This window comes from Bradyrhizobium sp. SUTN9-2, assembly GCF_003122645.1.
GTDB lineage: Bacteria > Pseudomonadota > Alphaproteobacteria > Rhizobiales > Xanthobacteraceae > Bradyrhizobium > Bradyrhizobium yuanmingense.
Genome location: NZ_LAXE01000001.1, coordinates 6,011,262 through 6,026,854, shown reverse-complemented (window position 1 = coordinate 6,026,854; position 15,593 = coordinate 6,011,262). Strand labels below are relative to the sequence as shown.

At 66.5% G+C, this 15,593-nt stretch carries 10 protein-coding genes; 7 read left to right on the top strand and 3 right to left on the bottom strand.

All coding sequences use genetic code 11. The features are described 5' to 3' along the window. Positions 1-5 precede the first annotated feature (5 nt). From XF30_RS27895 to XF30_RS27870, 6 genes are all read left to right on the top strand, one after another. Positions 6-1,529 carry a UxaA family hydrolase gene (locus XF30_RS27895; protein ID WP_109144447.1) on the top strand — a complete coding sequence of 508 codons (1,524 nt, stop codon included), beginning with the start codon at positions 6-8 and terminating at the stop codon, positions 1,527-1,529. A 236-nt stretch (positions 1,530-1,765) separates the two neighbouring features. After that, the gene (locus XF30_RS27890; RefSeq protein WP_109144446.1) at positions 1,766-2,284 is read left to right on the top strand and encodes a PAS domain-containing protein; all 519 of its coding nucleotides are present in this window, start codon (positions 1,766-1,768) and stop codon (positions 2,282-2,284) included. Continuing rightward, positions 2,262-3,566, top strand: a complete 1,305-nt coding sequence (locus XF30_RS27885; RefSeq protein ID WP_192893274.1) for a methyl-accepting chemotaxis protein — start codon at positions 2,262-2,264, stop codon at positions 3,564-3,566. Before XF30_RS27890 ends, XF30_RS27885 begins: the two co-directional genes overlap by 23 nt. Positions 3,567-3,838: 272 nt before the next feature. Continuing rightward, the gene (locus XF30_RS27880; RefSeq protein WP_109144444.1) at positions 3,839-7,108 is read left to right on the top strand and encodes a transglutaminase family protein; all 3,270 of its coding nucleotides are present in this window, start codon (positions 3,839-3,841) and stop codon (positions 7,106-7,108) included. 27 nt (positions 7,109-7,135) lie between these two features. After that, complete coding sequence (locus tag XF30_RS27875) at positions 7,136-9,649, top strand: circularly permuted type 2 ATP-grasp protein (RefSeq protein WP_109144443.1); 2,514 nt, start codon at positions 7,136-7,138, stop codon at positions 9,647-9,649. After that, positions 9,646-10,524, top strand: a complete 879-nt coding sequence (locus XF30_RS27870) for a transglutaminase family protein (RefSeq protein ID WP_109144442.1) — start codon at positions 9,646-9,648, stop codon at positions 10,522-10,524. Before XF30_RS27875 ends, XF30_RS27870 begins: the two co-directional genes overlap by 4 nt. A gap of 74 nt (positions 10,525-10,598) precedes the next feature. On the opposite strand, the gene XF30_RS27865 is transcribed toward XF30_RS27870, so the two are convergent. Genes XF30_RS27865 through XF30_RS27855 form a run of 3 tightly spaced genes read right to left on the bottom strand, consistent with a single transcriptional unit; the run spans position 10,599 to position 14,313 of the window. Further along, on the bottom strand, positions 10,599-12,710 hold the full coding sequence (locus tag XF30_RS27865) for a xanthine dehydrogenase family protein molybdopterin-binding subunit (protein ID WP_109144441.1): 2,112 nt from the start codon (positions 12,708-12,710) through the stop codon (positions 10,599-10,601). Next, positions 12,707-13,684: an FAD binding domain-containing protein gene (locus XF30_RS27860; RefSeq protein WP_036006148.1), complete on the bottom strand. Its 978-nt coding sequence runs from the start codon at positions 13,682-13,684 to the stop codon at positions 12,707-12,709. The genes XF30_RS27865 and XF30_RS27860 overlap by 4 nt, the downstream gene beginning before the upstream one ends. A gap of 2 nt (positions 13,685-13,686) precedes the next feature. Then, entirely contained in the window at positions 13,687-14,313 is a 627-nt protein-coding gene (locus XF30_RS27855; protein WP_109144440.1) for a (2Fe-2S)-binding protein, read from the bottom strand. Positions 14,314-14,987: 674 nt separating this feature from the next. Here XF30_RS27855 and XF30_RS27850 point away from each other — a divergent pair. Beyond that, on the top strand, positions 14,988-15,575 hold the full coding sequence (locus tag XF30_RS27850; protein WP_158284419.1) for a helix-turn-helix domain-containing protein: 588 nt from the start codon (positions 14,988-14,990) through the stop codon (positions 15,573-15,575). The last annotated feature ends 18 nt before the right edge of the window (positions 15,576-15,593 follow it).

The window sequence follows — 15,593 nt, the reverse complement described above, 5'->3', positions numbered from 1 at the left end:
CTCCCATGACCATCAGCCCCGTCATCCGCCTGCATCCCGATGATGGCGTGGTGATCGCGCGCGCGAGCTTGCCGCCGGGCACATTGGTGGCCGACGGCGTGACCACGGTCGACCGCATCCCCTCCGGCCACAAGGTCGCGATCAAGCCGATCGCGGTGGGCGAGCCGGTCAAGCGCTACGGCCAGATCATCGGCTTTGCCACGCAAGCGATTGCGCCGGGCCAGCACGTGCACGTGCAGAATTGCGGAATGGGTGATTTCGCCAAGGACTATGCCTATTGCGCCGACGTCAAGCCCACGCCGAACTTCGACCTGCCGGCGACCTTCGAAGGCATCCGCCGTCCGGACGGCCGCGTCGCCACACGCAATTATATCGGCATCCTCACCTCGGTGAATTGCAGCGCGCATGTTGCCAGCCTCGTCGCCGACGTCTTCAAAAAGAATCCCTTCACCGGCGACAATCCGCTCGCCGACTTCCCCAACGTCGACGGCGTCGTCGCGCTGACCCACAAGACCGGCTGCGGCATGACGCAGAACGAGCCGCTGGCGTTGCTCCGCCGCACGCTCGGCGGCTATGCGCGGCACGTCAATTTCTCCCACGTCATCGTACTCGGCCTCGGCTGCGAGGTGAACCAGATCGGCGGCCTGATGGAAGAGCAGAAGCTTGCCGGCCGCCTGCGCGCGATGGATATCCAAGAGGTCGGCGGCACCCGCAAGACGGTCGAAGCCGGCATCGCCTTCGTGCGCGAGGCGCTCGCCGATGCCAACAAGGTCAAGCGCGAGACGGTGCCGGCGAGCGAGCTCACCGTGGCGCTGCAATGCGGCGGCTCGGACGGCTATTCCGGCGTATCGGCCAATCCTGCGCTCGGCGCAGCCAGCGACCTCATCGTGCGTCACGGCGGCACCGTGATCCTGTCGGAGACGCCGGAGACCTACGGCGCCGAGCACCTGCTGACGCGCCGCGCGGTCAGCCGCGAGGTCGGCGAGAAGCTGGTCGACCTGATGCGTTGGTGGGACGAATACACGACGCGCGAAGGCGCCGAGATGAACGCCAATCCCAGCCCCGGCAACAAGGCCGGCGGCCTCACCACCATCCTGGAGAAGTCGCTCGGCGCGATGGCCAAGGCCGGCACCACCAACCTCGTCGAGGTGCTGCGCTACGCCGAGCCCGTCACCAAGAAGGGGTTCGTGTTCATGGACACGCCCGGCTACGACCCCGTGGCCGCGACCGGGCAGGTCGCAGGAGGTGCCAACCTCGTCTGCTTCACCACGGGCCGCGGCAGTGTGTTCGGCTGCAAGCCGGCGCCGTCGATCAAGCTCGCCACCAACACGCCCATGTACAAGCGCATGGAAGAGGACATGGACGTCAATTGCGGCACCATCCTCGAAGGCGAGGAGAGCGTCGAACAATGCGGCCAGCGCATCTTCGATCTCATCCTCAAGACCGCCTCGGGCAAGCCGACCAAGAGCGAGAGCTTCGATTTCGGCGGCGCCGAGTTCGCGCCCTGGGTGCTCGGCGCGACGATGTAGTCGCGCGAGCATCGCCGCGCAACCCATCAAGCGCCGCCGGTATCCGATGATCGCAACCGGAATCGGAGTGCGTGTGGCGATCCGAAATGCAACGGCCGTTCGCTAAGTAATGATACGGAGGTGGGCGCCTCCCGTGAGAAGTTCCCGGCTTACACCTGGTTAACACTGTTGCCGTAGACAGGAGGCGATGCGGCTTCACAGCGTGGTGGGGCCGGCGTGATTTGAGGATCGAGCCGATGCAAGCGATACGTCCCACTGGGGTGGAAAATCTCCTCGGTGAGGAGGAGCTGATCGTATCGAAGACCGATCTCAAAGGCCGCATCACCTACGCCAACGCCGTCTTCATCCGCATGGCGAAGTACTCGTGGAAGGAGCTGATGGGCGCGCCCCACAGCCTGATCCGCCATCCCGACATGCCGCGCGCCGTCTTCAAGCTGCTCTGGGACACGCTGCAGTCCAAGCAGGAGATCTTCGCCTACGTCGTCAACCTGGCGAAGGACGGCAGTCACTATTGGGTATTCGCCCACGTCACGCCGACATTCGACGAGCGCGGCAACATCGTCGGCTATCACTCCAACCGTCGCAAGCCGGATCCCGCGCAGATCGAGCGCATCAAGCCGATCTACAAGACGCTGTGCACTGAGGAGGCGCGGCATGCCAATGCCAAGGAGGGCATGCAGGCGAGCTTCGAGGCGATGGTCGGGCTGCTCAAGCAACAGGGTGTCGGTTACGATGAATTTGTGCTCTCTCTCTAAGGCGCAGGGAGCAACCGCGCTCGCGTGTGGTCTTGCCGTCCTTGCGTTCGTTCTCTCGCTTCTCGGCATGACCGGGATCGCGAGTGCCGCTTCTCTCGGCGCGACGATCGCGCTCTCCGGCTATGCCGTCTGGTGCCAGCACCGCACCGCGATTGCCGTCGACGAGGTCGCCGCTGTGTGCCGCAAGGCGGCGGGCGGCGATCTCGAGGCGCGCATCCTCAGTGAGCGGCAGGCCGGGCGCATCGGCGCCATCCAGAGATCAGTCAACGACATGCTCGACATTACCGATGCGTTCCAGCGGGAAGCTTCGGCATCGATGGAGTATGCCAGCCGCGGCAAGTATTTCCGCAAGATCCTGGCGCGCGGATTGCCCGGCTCGTTCCGCCGCTCGGCGACCGTCATCAATGCCGGCACCGACAGTCTCGGCCGCCGCGTCGTCGAGATCGCGGACCTCGCCAGGCGGTTCGGCACGCATCTCGATCAGGTTGCGGGCACGCTGATGGGCGCCGCGACCGATCTCGAATCCGATGCCGGCCAGATGGCGGCGGCGGCGGAGAAGACCAGCCTGCAAACCTCCGGCGTGCTCTCCGCGTCCGACCAGGCCTCGCGCAACGTCGCCACTGTCGCCAGCGCCGCCGAGCAGCTCGCATCGTCGATCGCCGAGATCAATCGCCAGGTGGCCGGCTCGACCGCGAGCACGGGACGGGCGGTGAACGAAGCCAATCGCGCCGGCAGCGAGATCCGGAGCCTTGCGGACGCCGCGATGCAGATCGGCGACGTCGTCAAGCTTATCAGCGAGATCGCCTCCCAGACCAATCTGCTCGCGCTCAACGCCACCATCGAGGCGGCCCGTGCGGGCGACGCCGGCCGCGGTTTCGCGGTGGTGGCCTCCGAGGTCAAGAGCCTCGCCAACCAGACCGCGAAGGCGACCGAAGAGATCAGCGCCAAGGTTGGCGAGATGCAGCAATCGACCACCAATTCGGTCGCGGCCGTCGAGGCGATCGCGCAGACCATCGCCGAGATCAACGGCATCACCGCCTCGATTGCCGCCTCGATCGAGCAGCAGGGCGCCGCGACGCGCGAGATCGCCCGCAACGTTCACGAAGCCTCCGCCGGCACCTCGCAGGTCTCCTCCAACGTGACGGGCATCAGCGAGGCCGCCGCCGACACCGGCCGCGTCGCTGCACGCGTCAACCACGCCTCCGAACGCGTCCACGGCGAAGTCGAGACGCTCCGCCGCGAAGTGACCCAATTCCTGCAAAGGCTGACCTCGGCGGCGTAGGGCTTTCAAACCCTCTCCCCTTGTGGGAGAGGGTGGCTTCGCTGAAAGCGAAGCCGGGTGAGGGGTCTCTATCCTCACGAGCGGTTTTGCGGGTTGAGAGAGACCCCTCATCCGGCGCTTCGCGCCACCTTCTCCCGCAAGGGGAGAAGGAAGAAAGCGTCTCACCATCCCCCGCTCCGCATCTTACCTAGGCACCCCGTGCCCGTTGTTAGTGCTTGATCGCGTTCACCTCAGGTGTTCTGCTCAAAAAAGCTGCTGGAGCACCGCAACCCGTGTCGATCTACGTCGCGCTACACCACGTCACGCACTACAAATACGACCGTCCGATCGACCTTGGCCCGCAGACCATCCGGCTGCGGCCGGCCCCGCATACGCGCACGCCGATCCTGAGCTATTCGCTCAAGGTCACGCCTTCCAATCATTTCGTGAACTGGCAGCAGGACCCGCAGGGCAACTGGCTGGCGCGCTACGTCTTTCCGGAGAAGACCACCGAGCTGAAATTCGAGGTCGACTTCACGGCGCAGATGACGGTGGTCAACCCGTTCGACTTCTTCGTCGAGCCCTATGCCGACAGCTTCCCGTTCGACTATCCCAAGGATCTGAAGACGGAGCTCGCGCCGTATCTCGAGACCATCAAGCCCGATCGCCTGTTCGCCAAGTTCCTCGACACCATCCCGCACGAGGCCCCGAACACCGTCAATTTCCTGGTCGACCTCAATCGCGAGATCCAGAAGAAGGTCCGTTACATCATCCGCATGGAGCCGGGCGTGCAGACGCCGGAGGAGACGCTTGTCTCCGGCGCAGGCTCATGCCGCGACTCCGCCTGGCTCTTGATCCAGACCTTGCGCCATCTCGGGCTCGCCGCCCGCTTCGTCTCGGGCTATCTGGTCCAGATCCGTCCCGACATCGATCCGATCGAGGGGCCGCCGGAAGTCGAGAACGATTTTACCGATCTGCACGCCTGGGCCGAGGTCTATCTGCCGGGCGCCGGCTGGATCGGATTCGACGCGACCTCGGGCATGCTCGCAGGCGAGGGGCACATCCCGGTCGCAGCCACGCCGCACTACCGTTCGGCGGCGCCGATCTCCGGCGGGGCCGGCTTTGCCGAGGTCGAGTTTTCCTTCGACATGAGCGTGAAGCGCATCCGCGAGGCGCCGCGCATCACAAAGCCGTTCTCCGACGAATCCTGGGCGCGCCTCAACGATCTCGGCGAGCAGGTCGATGGCGATCTCGCCAGCGCGGACGTGCGCCTCACCATGGGCGGCGAGCCGACTTTCGTCTCGGTCGACGATCTCGAGGCCGGCGAGTGGAATACGGAGGCCGTCGGCCCGACCAAGCGCGCGCTCGGCGACGATCTGATCCGCCGCCTGCGCACGCGCTTCGCGCCGGGCGGGCTGCTGCATTACGGCCAGGGCAAATGGTATCCGGGCGAGAGCCTGCCGCGCTGGGCCTTCGGCCTCTATTGGCGCAAGGACGGCGTGCCGATCTGGAAGAACGCCGACCTCATCGCCAGAATCGAGAAGCCCAGGAGACCGGAGGTCAAGGATGCCGAGGCCTTCATGGAAGGCACGGCGGCGCGGCTCGGCGTCGACCTCGGCTACATCATGCCGGCCTATGAGGATCCCGCCTATTGGCTGCAGAAGGAAGCGGAGCTTCCGGTCAACGTCGATCCCACCGATTCCAAGCTGTCCGATCCCGAAGCGCGCGCACGGATGGCGCGGGTGTTCGATCAGGGTCTGAATACGCCGCGCGGCTTCGTGCTGCCGATCCAGCGCTGGAATGCGCCGCCGCGCTGGCGCAGCGAACGCTGGCCGCTGCGGCGCAATCATCTGTTCCTGACGCCGGGCGATTCACCGCTCGGCCTGCGCCTGCCGATCGGCTCGCTCGGTCACGTCCCGCCCAACCAATATCCCTACATCGTCGAGCAGGACCCGATGGAGCCGCGGGGCAGGCTGCCGGTGTTCACCCGCATGGCGCGTCCGCCATCGCCGCCGCGTACGGCCCCCGAGCATCTCAACACCGCTATACCCGTGCGCACGGCGATGGCCGTGGAGATCCGCGACGGCGTAATCTGCGCCTTCATGCCGCCGGTCGAGCGCATCGAGGATTATCTCGAGCTGATCTCGGCGCTCGAGGACACCGCGGAGGAGATGCAGCTTCCGGTTCATGTCGAGGGTTATCCGCCGCCGTTCGATCCGCGGATCGAGGTGATCAAGGTGACGCCCGACCCCGGTGTCATCGAGATCAACATCCAGCCGGCCAAGAGCTGGCGCGATGCGGTCGAGATCACCACCGGCCTCTACGAGGATGCGGCCAAGGTCCGCCTCGGCGCCAACCGTTTCCTGGTCGACGGCCGTCACACCGGCACCGGGGGCGGCAATCACGTCGTGGTCGGCGGCTCCTCACCGCAGGACTCGCCGTTCCTGCGCCGGCCCGATCTTCTGAAGAGCCTGGTGCTGTATTGGCAGCGCCATCCGGCGCTGTCCTATTTCTTCTCCGGTCTTTTCATCGGCCCGACCAGCCAGGCGCCGCGCATCGACGAGGCGCGCCACGACAGCATCTACGAGCTCGAGATCGCGCTCTCGCACGTGCCGCCGCCCAGCTACCAGACGCCGCTCTGGCTGGTGGACCGGCTGTTCCGGCATCTATTGGTCGACATCACCGGTAACACCCACCGCGCCGAGATCTGCATTGACAAGCTCTATTCGCCGGAAGGGCCCGCGGGCCGGCTCGGCCTCGTCGAATTCCGCGCGCTCGAAATGCCGCCGGATCCGCGCATGTCGCTGGCGCAGCAGCTCCTGATCCGCGCGCTGATCGCAAAGTTCTGGCGCGAGCCGCTGAGTGGCAAGTTCGTGCGCTGGGGTACCGCGCTGCACGACCGCTTCATGCTGCCGCATTTCATCTGGGAAGATTTTCTCGACGTGCTCGGCGAGCTCAAGCAATCGGGCTATCCGTTCGAGCCGGAATGGTATCTGGCCCAGCTCGAATTCCGCTTCCCCGCTTTCGGCCGCATCCACCATGGCGGCGTGACGCTGGAGCTGCGGCAGGCGCTGGAGCCCTGGCACGTGCTCGGTGAGGAGGGCTCGGCCGGCGGCACCGTGCGCTATGTCGATAGCTCGGTCGAGCGGCTCCAGGTCAAGGCCGAAGGCTTCGTCGAGGGCCGCCACGTCGTCACCTGCAACGGCCGCCGCCTGCCGATGACCCCGACCGGCCGCTCCGGCGAGGCTGTGGCTGCCGTCCGCTTCAAGGCCTGGCAGCCGGCCTCCGGCCTGCACCCGACCATCCCCGTGCACGCGCCGCTGACCTTTGACCTGATCGATACCTGGAACGGCCGCTCGCTCGGCGGCTGCGTCTACCACGTCGCCCATCCTGGCGGGCGCAACTACGACACCAAGCCGGTCAATACCTACGAGGCCGAGGCCCGGCGGCTGGCGCGCTTCCAGGACCACGGCCACACCCCGGGTCCGATGCAGCCGCCGCCTGAGGAACGCACAAATGAATTTCCGCTGACCCTCGACTTGCGGACCCCGCTCCTGCAATGAGTATGATGGTGGGGGAGGGAAAGGCCCATGGGCGAGGGCGCAGCCGAAGACAACGACCAGGCGGGCAGGGCAAATGCCCAGCAGCGGATTGCGCAGTGGGTCCGCGACTATAGCCGCCTGCCCGGCATCCCCGACGAGTTCCTGGGGCCCGACGGTGCGCCGCGCGCGGTCTGGAGCCGCTTCTTCGACGCCTTCGGCGCGCTGGCGCCCGACGAGATCGAGCGCCGCTTCGGCATGGCCGATCGCCATCTCCGCGAGGCCGGCGTCACCTACCGCGCGCCCGGCGATAGCGCCGACCGGCCCTGGTCGATCAGCCATCTGCCGCTTTTGATCGACGAGGCCGACTGGCAGCAGCTTTGCGCCGGCATCACCCAGCGCGCCGAGCTGCTCGAGCGCGTGCTGCGCGACATTTATGGCGAGGGGCGCCTCGTGGCCGAAGGCGCGCTCCCGGCCGCGGCGATCGCCGGCAGTCCCGAATATCTCCGTCCGGTCTGCGGCGTGCCGCCGCCCGGCGGACGTTATCTCTCGATCTATGCCGCCGATGTCGGCCGCGGGCCCGACGGCCGCTGGTGGGTGCTCGGCGACCGCACCCAGGCGCCATCGGGTGCGGGCTACGCGCTGGAGAACCGCCTGGTGCTGTCGCGCGCCTTCTCCGATCTCTACAAGTCGATGAACGTGCCGCGCGTCGCGCCGTTCTTCGAGGCGTTCCGCGACAGCTTGCGCGCGCGCGCCGATCGCGACGAGCCCAGGATCGGCGTGCTCACCCCCGGCAGCTTCAGCGAGACCTATTTCGAGCACGCGACGCTGGCGCGCTATCTCGGCTTCCTCCTGGTCGAGGGCGACGATCTCGCGGTCAGCGACGACCGCGTCCACATCCGCACCGTCGCCGGCCTGAAGCGGCTGGATGTGCTCTTGCGCCGGGTCGATTCCAACTCGCTCGACCCCCTCGAGCTCGATGCCTCCTCCCGGCTCGGTGTGCCCGGCCTGATCGACGTGCTGCGCAAGGACGGCGTCGTCGTCGCCAACATGCCGGGCTCGGGCGTTTTGGAGGCGCGGGCGCTGCTCGGCTTCCTGCCGGCCCTGAGCCGCCGCCTGCTCGGCGAAGACCTGAAGATGCCGCACATCGCGACCTGGTGGTGCGGCCAGCGCGTGGCGCGCGACGAGGTGCTGGCGCGGCTCGACGAGGTCGCGATCGAAGGCGCCTATCGGCGCGGCGTTCCCGGTTTCGACAGCAATGGTCCGGTGCTCGCGAGCGAGCTCGACGCCAGCGGACGGCAGCGCCTGATCGATGCGATCAGCGCGCGCGGCATGGACTATGTCGGCCAGGAGGTGGTGCGGCTCTCGACCATGCCGGTGTGGGAGCACGGGCAGCTCACGCCGCGGCCCTTCGTCCTGCGCGTGTTCGCCGCCGCCACGCCGGACGGCTGGGCCATCATGCCCGGCGGCTTCTGCCGCATCGCCGAGCAGCCGGACGCGCGCGCGGTGTCGATGGGCGACGGCGCGCGCGCCGCCGACGTCTGGGTCGTCTCCGACAAGCAGGTCGCGACCGCGACGCTCCTGCCGGCGACCGACAAGGTGCGCATCCGCCGCATCGCTGGCGTGCTGCCGAGCCGCGCCGCCGACAATCTGTTCTGGCTCGGCCGCTATCTCGAGCGCGCCGAGGCGACGCTGCGGCTGGTGCGCGCTTTGGGCTCGCCGAGCGGGCCGAACAAGGGCACGGCGGCCTCGGTGCAATCGGCCGAACGCATCCAGCGCCTCCTTGTCGCCTGGGGCGCGGTCTCGCAATCCTCGCGCACGGCCGCGGGGCGTATCGTCGCCGAAGCGCTGCAGGGCGCGGAGCGTTTCGGCTCGGCCCTGTCGCTGGTGAGGGCGGCGCAGCGCACGGCGACCTCCTTGCGCGAGCGGCTGTCGCCCGATGCCTGGCAGGTGATCACCGAGATGGCCGAGCGCCTCGCCATCGAGGTGGAGGACGACGACAGCGTGCTGAGCGCCGCCGAGCTGACCTTGCAGGAGCTGGCGAGCTTCGCAGGGCTCGCGCAGGAGAACATGAACCGCGCCGCGGGCTGGCGCTTCCTCGACATCGGCCGCCGCATCGAGCGCGCCATCAACACCACGCGCTTCACCCGCCAGTTCGCCTATGACGAGGCCGGCGACGAGGATCTCGACATCCTGCTGACGCTGGTGGATTGCCAGATCACCTACCGCTCGCGTTATCTGCTGGCGCCCATTCTGGCCCCGGTGCGCGACCTCGCGGTGCTCGACGGCTACAATCCGCGTTCGGTGGCGTTTCAGGTGACGACGCTGAACGAGCACATTGCGGCGCTGCCGAGCCTGAAGGAGCATGGCCTGATCGAGAAACCGCAGCGTCTCGCCGTGGCGATGCAGGCGATGCTCGCGACCGCCGAGGCCGAGAAGCTCGAGGTCAAGACGCTGTTCGCCCTGGAGCAGGATCTGCTCAGCCTCGGCGAGGCGATCGGGCAGCACTACTTCCCGCACGGTCCCAATGCCAGCCGGCCGGAAAAGCTGACGGGGCTGGCGTGATCTACGACATCCGTCACGTCACCACCTACGAGTACGAGAATCCCGTCAGCTTCGCCCGCTGCACGCTGCGGCTGGAGCCCAGAATCGGCGTCGGCCAGGAGCTGATCTCGCACGAGGTCGAGATCCAACCGCGCCCGGCCGAGCGCAATGTGCGGCGCGACTTCTTCGGCACGCTGACCGAGAGCGTGACGATCGAAGCCGCGCATCGCAATCTGCGCATCGACTCGCGCTCCCGGGTTTCGATCTCGCGCCGACCGCCGGCGCGCGATGCGGTCAGCCCGCCCTGGGAGAGCGTCCGCGACATCGCGTTTGAAGCCACCAGCCTCGGGCCGTCCTCGCCGGTCGGTTATGTCTTTGCCAGCCCCCTGGTGCCGGTGCTGCGCCCGGTCAGCGCCTATGCCGGGGTGAGCTTTCCGCCCGGCGTGGGCATCCTCACCGGCGCCGTCGACCTGATGCGACGCATCCGCGGCGAATTCCGCTACGATCCGAAGGCGACCGTGATCTCGACGCCGCTCGACGAAGTCTTCGACAAGCGTCACGGCGTCTGCCAGGACTTTGCCCATGTCATGATTGCCGGGCTGCGCGGGCTCGGCCTGCCGGCGGCCTATGTCAGCGGCTATCTGCGCACCATTCCGCCGCCGGGCCAGCCGCGGCTGCAAGGGGCCGACGCCACCCATGCCTGGGTGTCTCTCTGGTGCGGGGCCGAGCTTGGCTGGGTCGATCTCGATCCGACCAACGATCTCCTCATCGGCAACGATCACATCGTGCTCGCAATGGGACGCGATTTTTCCGACGTCTCGCCGGTCGACGGCATCATCGTCGGCTCGCCCAAGCAGAAGCTCGGCGTCGCCGTCGACGTGCTGCTGGTGGCGTAGGGTGGGTACGTCAGCCTCTTCGATGCAGCACAACCACATGCCCAGGAGTGGCGTATGCCACCCTCTTTACAGCGCTAAGCGGTCAGCACGTCTTCGATCCGGATCGGCAGGGTGCGGACGCGCTTGCCGGTCGCATGAAAGACGGCGTTTGCGATCGCGGGGGCGATACCGACCAGGGCGATTTCGCCGAGACCCTTGACCCCGAGTTCATTGACGTGCGGATCAGCCTCCTCGACGAAGTGCGCTTCGATCTGGGGAATGTCCAGGTTGACGGGCATCAGGTAGTCGGCCATGTGAGCGTTGACCGGCCGGCCGTCGCGCGCGTCGAGAACGGTGCGCTCCATCAGCGCCATACCGATGCCGCCGACCATGCCGCCGGTGCATTGGCTGTGGGCGAGACGCGGGTTGACGACGCGGCCGATGCCATAGGCGCCGACCGCGCGGCGAACGCGGATCGTGCCGACGTCGGGATCGACGGCGACCTCGACGAAGACGGCGCCGAACGAGTGCATCGAGAACCTGGCGGCAGCCTCGGGATCCCGTTTAGACGACGCCGTGGCTTCGATCGGCCGATCGTTCCGGCTCTTCGCGGCCTGTTCTCGCACGGCGATGCAGGCAGCGCGGATCGCGGAGCCCACCGAGGCCATGGTCCAAGAGCCGCCGTGGGATGGGGCAGGCGGATAATCGGAGCGACCAAGGCTGAAGCGCACCTTTTCGACAGGGAGCCCGAGAGTCTCGGCGGCGACCTGCGTCATCGACGTATAGGTGCCCGGACCCATGTCGCTGGCCGCGATCTCGACCTCGGCTGTCCCGTCGCGAAGCAGCCGCGCCCGCGCAGTGGCCGGTGCGTGAAAGGCGGGATAGCTTGCCGAGGCTACTCCCATCCCGATCAGCAGGCGGCCGTCGCGCATCGAGCGCGGTTCGGGCGTACGGCGCGACCAGCCGAACCGTTCGGCCCCGAGATCGTAGCATTTCATCAGCGATCGGCTGGAGAAGGGCTTGTTTTCTCCCTCGTCGATCTCCGGCTCGTTCCGGCGCCGCAGATCGATCGGATCCAGGCGAAGCTTATAAGCCAACTCGTCCATGGCGCATTCGAGCGCGAAAACGCCGCTGGCCTCGCCAGGGCCACGCATGTGGTTTGGCGTTCCGGTATCGAGCGGGACCAGACGGTAGCGCGTCCGCACGTTGGGCGAGGAGTAGAGGAACGTCGTGACCGAGGTCAGAGCTTCCATGAATTCTTCGTAGCGACTGGTCTCGCCCGTGCCTTCGTGCACCACGCTGATGAGCGTTCCGTCCGCCGTGGCGCCGAGAGCGATCCTCTGCACCGTGCGCGGCCGATGTCCGGTGGTGAAGAACATCTGCTTGCGCGTCAGGACGAGCTTCACCGGGCGCCCCACGTGCCGGGCGGCCATGGCCGCGAGCGTCACATGGGGCCAGGTTCTGAGCGAGGTCCCGAAGGCCCCGCCGATGAACGGGCAGATCACCGTCACTTTTTCGGGCGACAGACCGAAGATCGCCGCGATCTCGGCCTGCTCGTTGACGACGAACTGGCTCTTGCTCCAAAGCGTCAGGCGGTCGCCGTTCCAGCTGGCGATCGTCGCATGCGGCTCCATCGGATTGTGGTTCTCGCGCGCGATGTCATAGGTCTCATCGACCTTCACCGGCGCGTCGGCCAGGGCCTTATCCGCACTTCCGCGCGCCTTGTCGGCGGGCAGCCGGGCGTCCGGCTGTTTGCCAGCCTCCGGCACGATGGGACGGGCTTCGGGACCTGCGGAATCGATGATTGGCCGCTCGGCCTTGTAGGTGAGGCGCAGCGCCGCGGCGGCGCGCTCCGCCTGCGCAATGGTTGCGGCAACGACGAGCGCCACCGGCTGTCCGTGGAAGCGCACATGGTCGTCCTGCAGCATATGCAGCCGCTCGCCCGTCGCCGGATCGATGTAGCTCTTGTGCGGGCGGTACGCCAGGCGTGGCGCGTTGAGATGCGAGAGGACGGCGAGAACGCCCGGCATCTTCTCGACCGCCGCGCTGTCCACGCCGGTCACTTGTCCAAGCCCTATTGTGGCGCTGACGATCACGGCATAGGCCTGGCCGGGCTGATTAAAATCGGCCGCGTACCGCGCGGAGCCCGTGACCTTGGCACGGCCATCCACACGGGGCAGCGGCTGTCCGATGACGGTGATGGTCATGCAATTCCTCCCGTCATTTCGAAGGCGCGGACGATCGTCCGCGGCAGGAGTTCGAGTTTGTAATGATTGCCGGACAGCGGGCGGGCCCCTTCCAACGCCGATCGGGCGGCCGCCTCAAACACCTGCCGGCCCGGTACCTTGCCGATCAGCGCCGCTTCCACCGCGCGCATGCGCCAAGGTCGGGTGCCGACCCCGCCAACCGCGAGCCGCGCGCCGCGGATCACGCCGTCCACGACGTCGAGCGCCGCTGCCGCGGAGACCAGCGCAAATTCGTAGGACGCGCGGTCGCGCACCTTGAGATAGCGCGCCCGGCGGCTATCAGGCCCCCCGGGGACCCGCACTTCAACGATGAGCTCGCCCGGCAGCAGCGTGTGTTCGAGATGGGGAGTGTCGCCGGGCAAGCGAAACAGCTCCTCGACCGGGAAAGTGCGCTCGCCCTTCGGCCCCCTGACCCGCATAGTGGCATCGAGCGCGACCAGCGCGACCGCAACGTCCGAGGGGTGCGTCGCCACGCAGTGATCGCTGGTGCCGAGAATGGCGTGACCGGCATTCAGGCCGTCGCGTGCGGCGCAACCCGAGCCAGGGCTGCGCTTGTTGCAGGATGCGTCGAGCATCCGAAAGTAGGGGCAGCGCACGCGCTGGAGCAGGTTGCCGCCGATCGAGGCCATGTTGCGCAGTTGCGGCGAGGCGCCCTCGATCAGGCTCTCGGAGATCAGCGGGTAAAGACGCTGAACATCGGAATGGGCGGCGATGTCGGCCATCCGCGCGAGCGCGCCGATGACGAGGTCGGACCGGTCGACGCGAATACCGGACAGGGGAAGCGCGTTGATGTCGACGAGCTGCTGTGGCTGCTCCACCTCGTCGCGCATGAGATCGACCAATGTCGTGCCGCCGGCGATGAGGCGGCCTCCGGAGGATGCGGCGGCGACGGCGGCCTCGATGGAGGTCACCTTCTCGATCGTGAACGGGAGCATGGTCAGACCCTCTTGGCGGCGTCGGCAACGGCGGCGACGATCCCGGGATACGCCCCGCAGCGACAGATATTGCCGCTCATCCAGAACCGAATGTCCTCTGGCGAGCCCGCATGGCCTTCGGCGATGCAGCCGACGGCCGACATGATCTGCCCGGGGGTACAGAAGCCGCACTGCAAGCCGTCGTGCTCGACGAACGCGCTCTGGAGCGGATGAAGCTCACCATTCTTCTCGAGACCCTCGATCGTCTCGACAATGGCCCCGTCATGCATCGCAGCCAGCGTCAGACACGACACGACCCGCCTGCCGTTGAGAAGGATGGTGCAAGCGCCGCAGGCGCCCTGATTGCAGCCCTTCTTCGTACCGGTGAGACCGAGATCTTCGCGCAGAAGGTCGAGCAGGGATTGCCGCGTATCCAAGTCGAGCTCGTGCCGCATCCCGTTCACTGCCAGGCGAACCCGTGACGTTGATGCGGATAGCCTGCTGGCCGATGCCGATTGTACGGCGAGTTCGGGCACCACCGCCATGGAAGCCGCTCCCCCGACGGTCAGCAGGACCGAACGGCGCGATACTCCTTCCCGCGTGGTTTCGCTCTCAGCACCGGCGGCGGCGAACGGTTCTTGGTTTGTCATGGTGGTCGGGATCCCCTCGGACGATCCGGCCTAGTAGGCCATGATCCCGACGGACGCACCGTTCCGATATTGCGGCGACTATCGCAATCTTGCGACGAATTGGCGCCCGCGCCTGTGGACTCTGCTTCTCGCCCATCGCGGCCAAGGCAGCCCAGCTGTGAGTGGTAGACCGGGCGCAATGAGATCAAGCCCAACCCACGTGCCACTTGCCATCGGAGTTGTCTCGATACCGCGAAGTCAATCATGCGCACTATTTGTGCAATCAGCCAGACATTGCGACATTTCGACCGCAGCTTCCATTCCCGCCATGTCGTGAAACATGGTATGTCGATGAAGCGCCTGTCGCGGGTGCGGCCAAATATGACATAACCAAAGCGATGCCTGATCGAAATCCTTTTCAGACGATGGTCCGGCTGCTATCGGAAGCCCCGCCGCCTTTGGCACCCATCCAGTTAAACTGCGGCACACAACTCACTCATCGTTTTGTTCGCGGCACGCGTTATGGCTATGCCCCAGGCATGCCCGGACACCTTGTCGGCACCTACTATGGAGAGCCTCAGCACAGTGCGTGGACGGTTGAGCGACGGCGGCTCTCTGCCCCGCTGCGGCCGAATTCTATCACTGTGATTCCCGACCGGCATGATGGAGATTGGGAAGTTGAAGGACCGCTCCACGTGTCCCATGTCTATCTCACCAACGAACGACTGGAGCATTGCCGAACACTCATCGGTGGGCGAGGCAAGGTAGAGCTGGCGCCACGCGTCGGCAGCGAAGACGCTGTGACCTCACAGCTTCTTGCAATCCTCAGCGACCCCGACGTCATTGTCGATCCTTCGGCAAAGTTGCTGGTCGATCGCGCGGTTGACCTACTCTGCATCCAGCTATTGCGTTCGCACAGCATAGTGCAGATGCCGCAGAGCCTCGCTTATACTCGCGGCGGGCTCGCGCGCTGGCAGCTCAGGCGTGTGACCGAATACATGCTGGCGCATCTCGACAAGCCGATCGGCCTTGACGAACTTGCGTCCCTGGTCGGCCGCAGCCGCTATCATTTTTGCTCGGCGTTCCGTCTCTCGACAGGATTGACGCCGCATGTCTGGCTAACTCGGCAACGCATGTTGCTTGCGCAACGCCTGCTGAATGATCCAAATCTATCGATCAGTGAAGTTGCGCTCGCAGTCGGATATTCAACGCCGTCGGCTTTCGCCCAGACTTTCCGCAGAATTGTCGGCACGACGCCCCGAAATTTCCGCCGATCCTTGTAGCCTCACATCGGATGTCAG

Excerpts from the sequence above, each read along its gene's own strand:
- XF30_RS27895 (WP_109144447.1), top strand. The coding sequence starts at position 6 with ATGACCATCAGCCCCGTCATCCGCCTGCATCCCGATGATGGCGTGGTG.
- XF30_RS27890 (WP_109144446.1), top strand. The coding sequence starts at position 1,766 with ATGCAAGCGATACGTCCCACTGGGGTGGAAAATCTCCTCGGTGAGGAG.
- XF30_RS27885 (WP_192893274.1), top strand. The coding sequence starts at position 2,262 with ATGAATTTGTGCTCTCTCTCTAAGGCGCAGGGAGCAACCGCGCTCGCG.
- XF30_RS27875 (WP_109144443.1), top strand. The coding sequence starts at position 7,136 with ATGGGCGAGGGCGCAGCCGAAGACAACGACCAGGCGGGCAGGGCAAAT.
- XF30_RS27865 (WP_109144441.1), bottom strand. The coding sequence starts at position 12,710 with ATGACCATCACCGTCATCGGACAGCCGCTGCCCCGTGTGGATGGCCGT.
- XF30_RS27860 (WP_036006148.1), bottom strand. The coding sequence starts at position 13,684 with ATGCTCCCGTTCACGATCGAGAAGGTGACCTCCATCGAGGCCGCCGTC.
- XF30_RS27855 (WP_109144440.1), bottom strand. The coding sequence starts at position 14,313 with ATGACAAACCAAGAACCGTTCGCCGCCGCCGGTGCTGAGAGCGAAACC.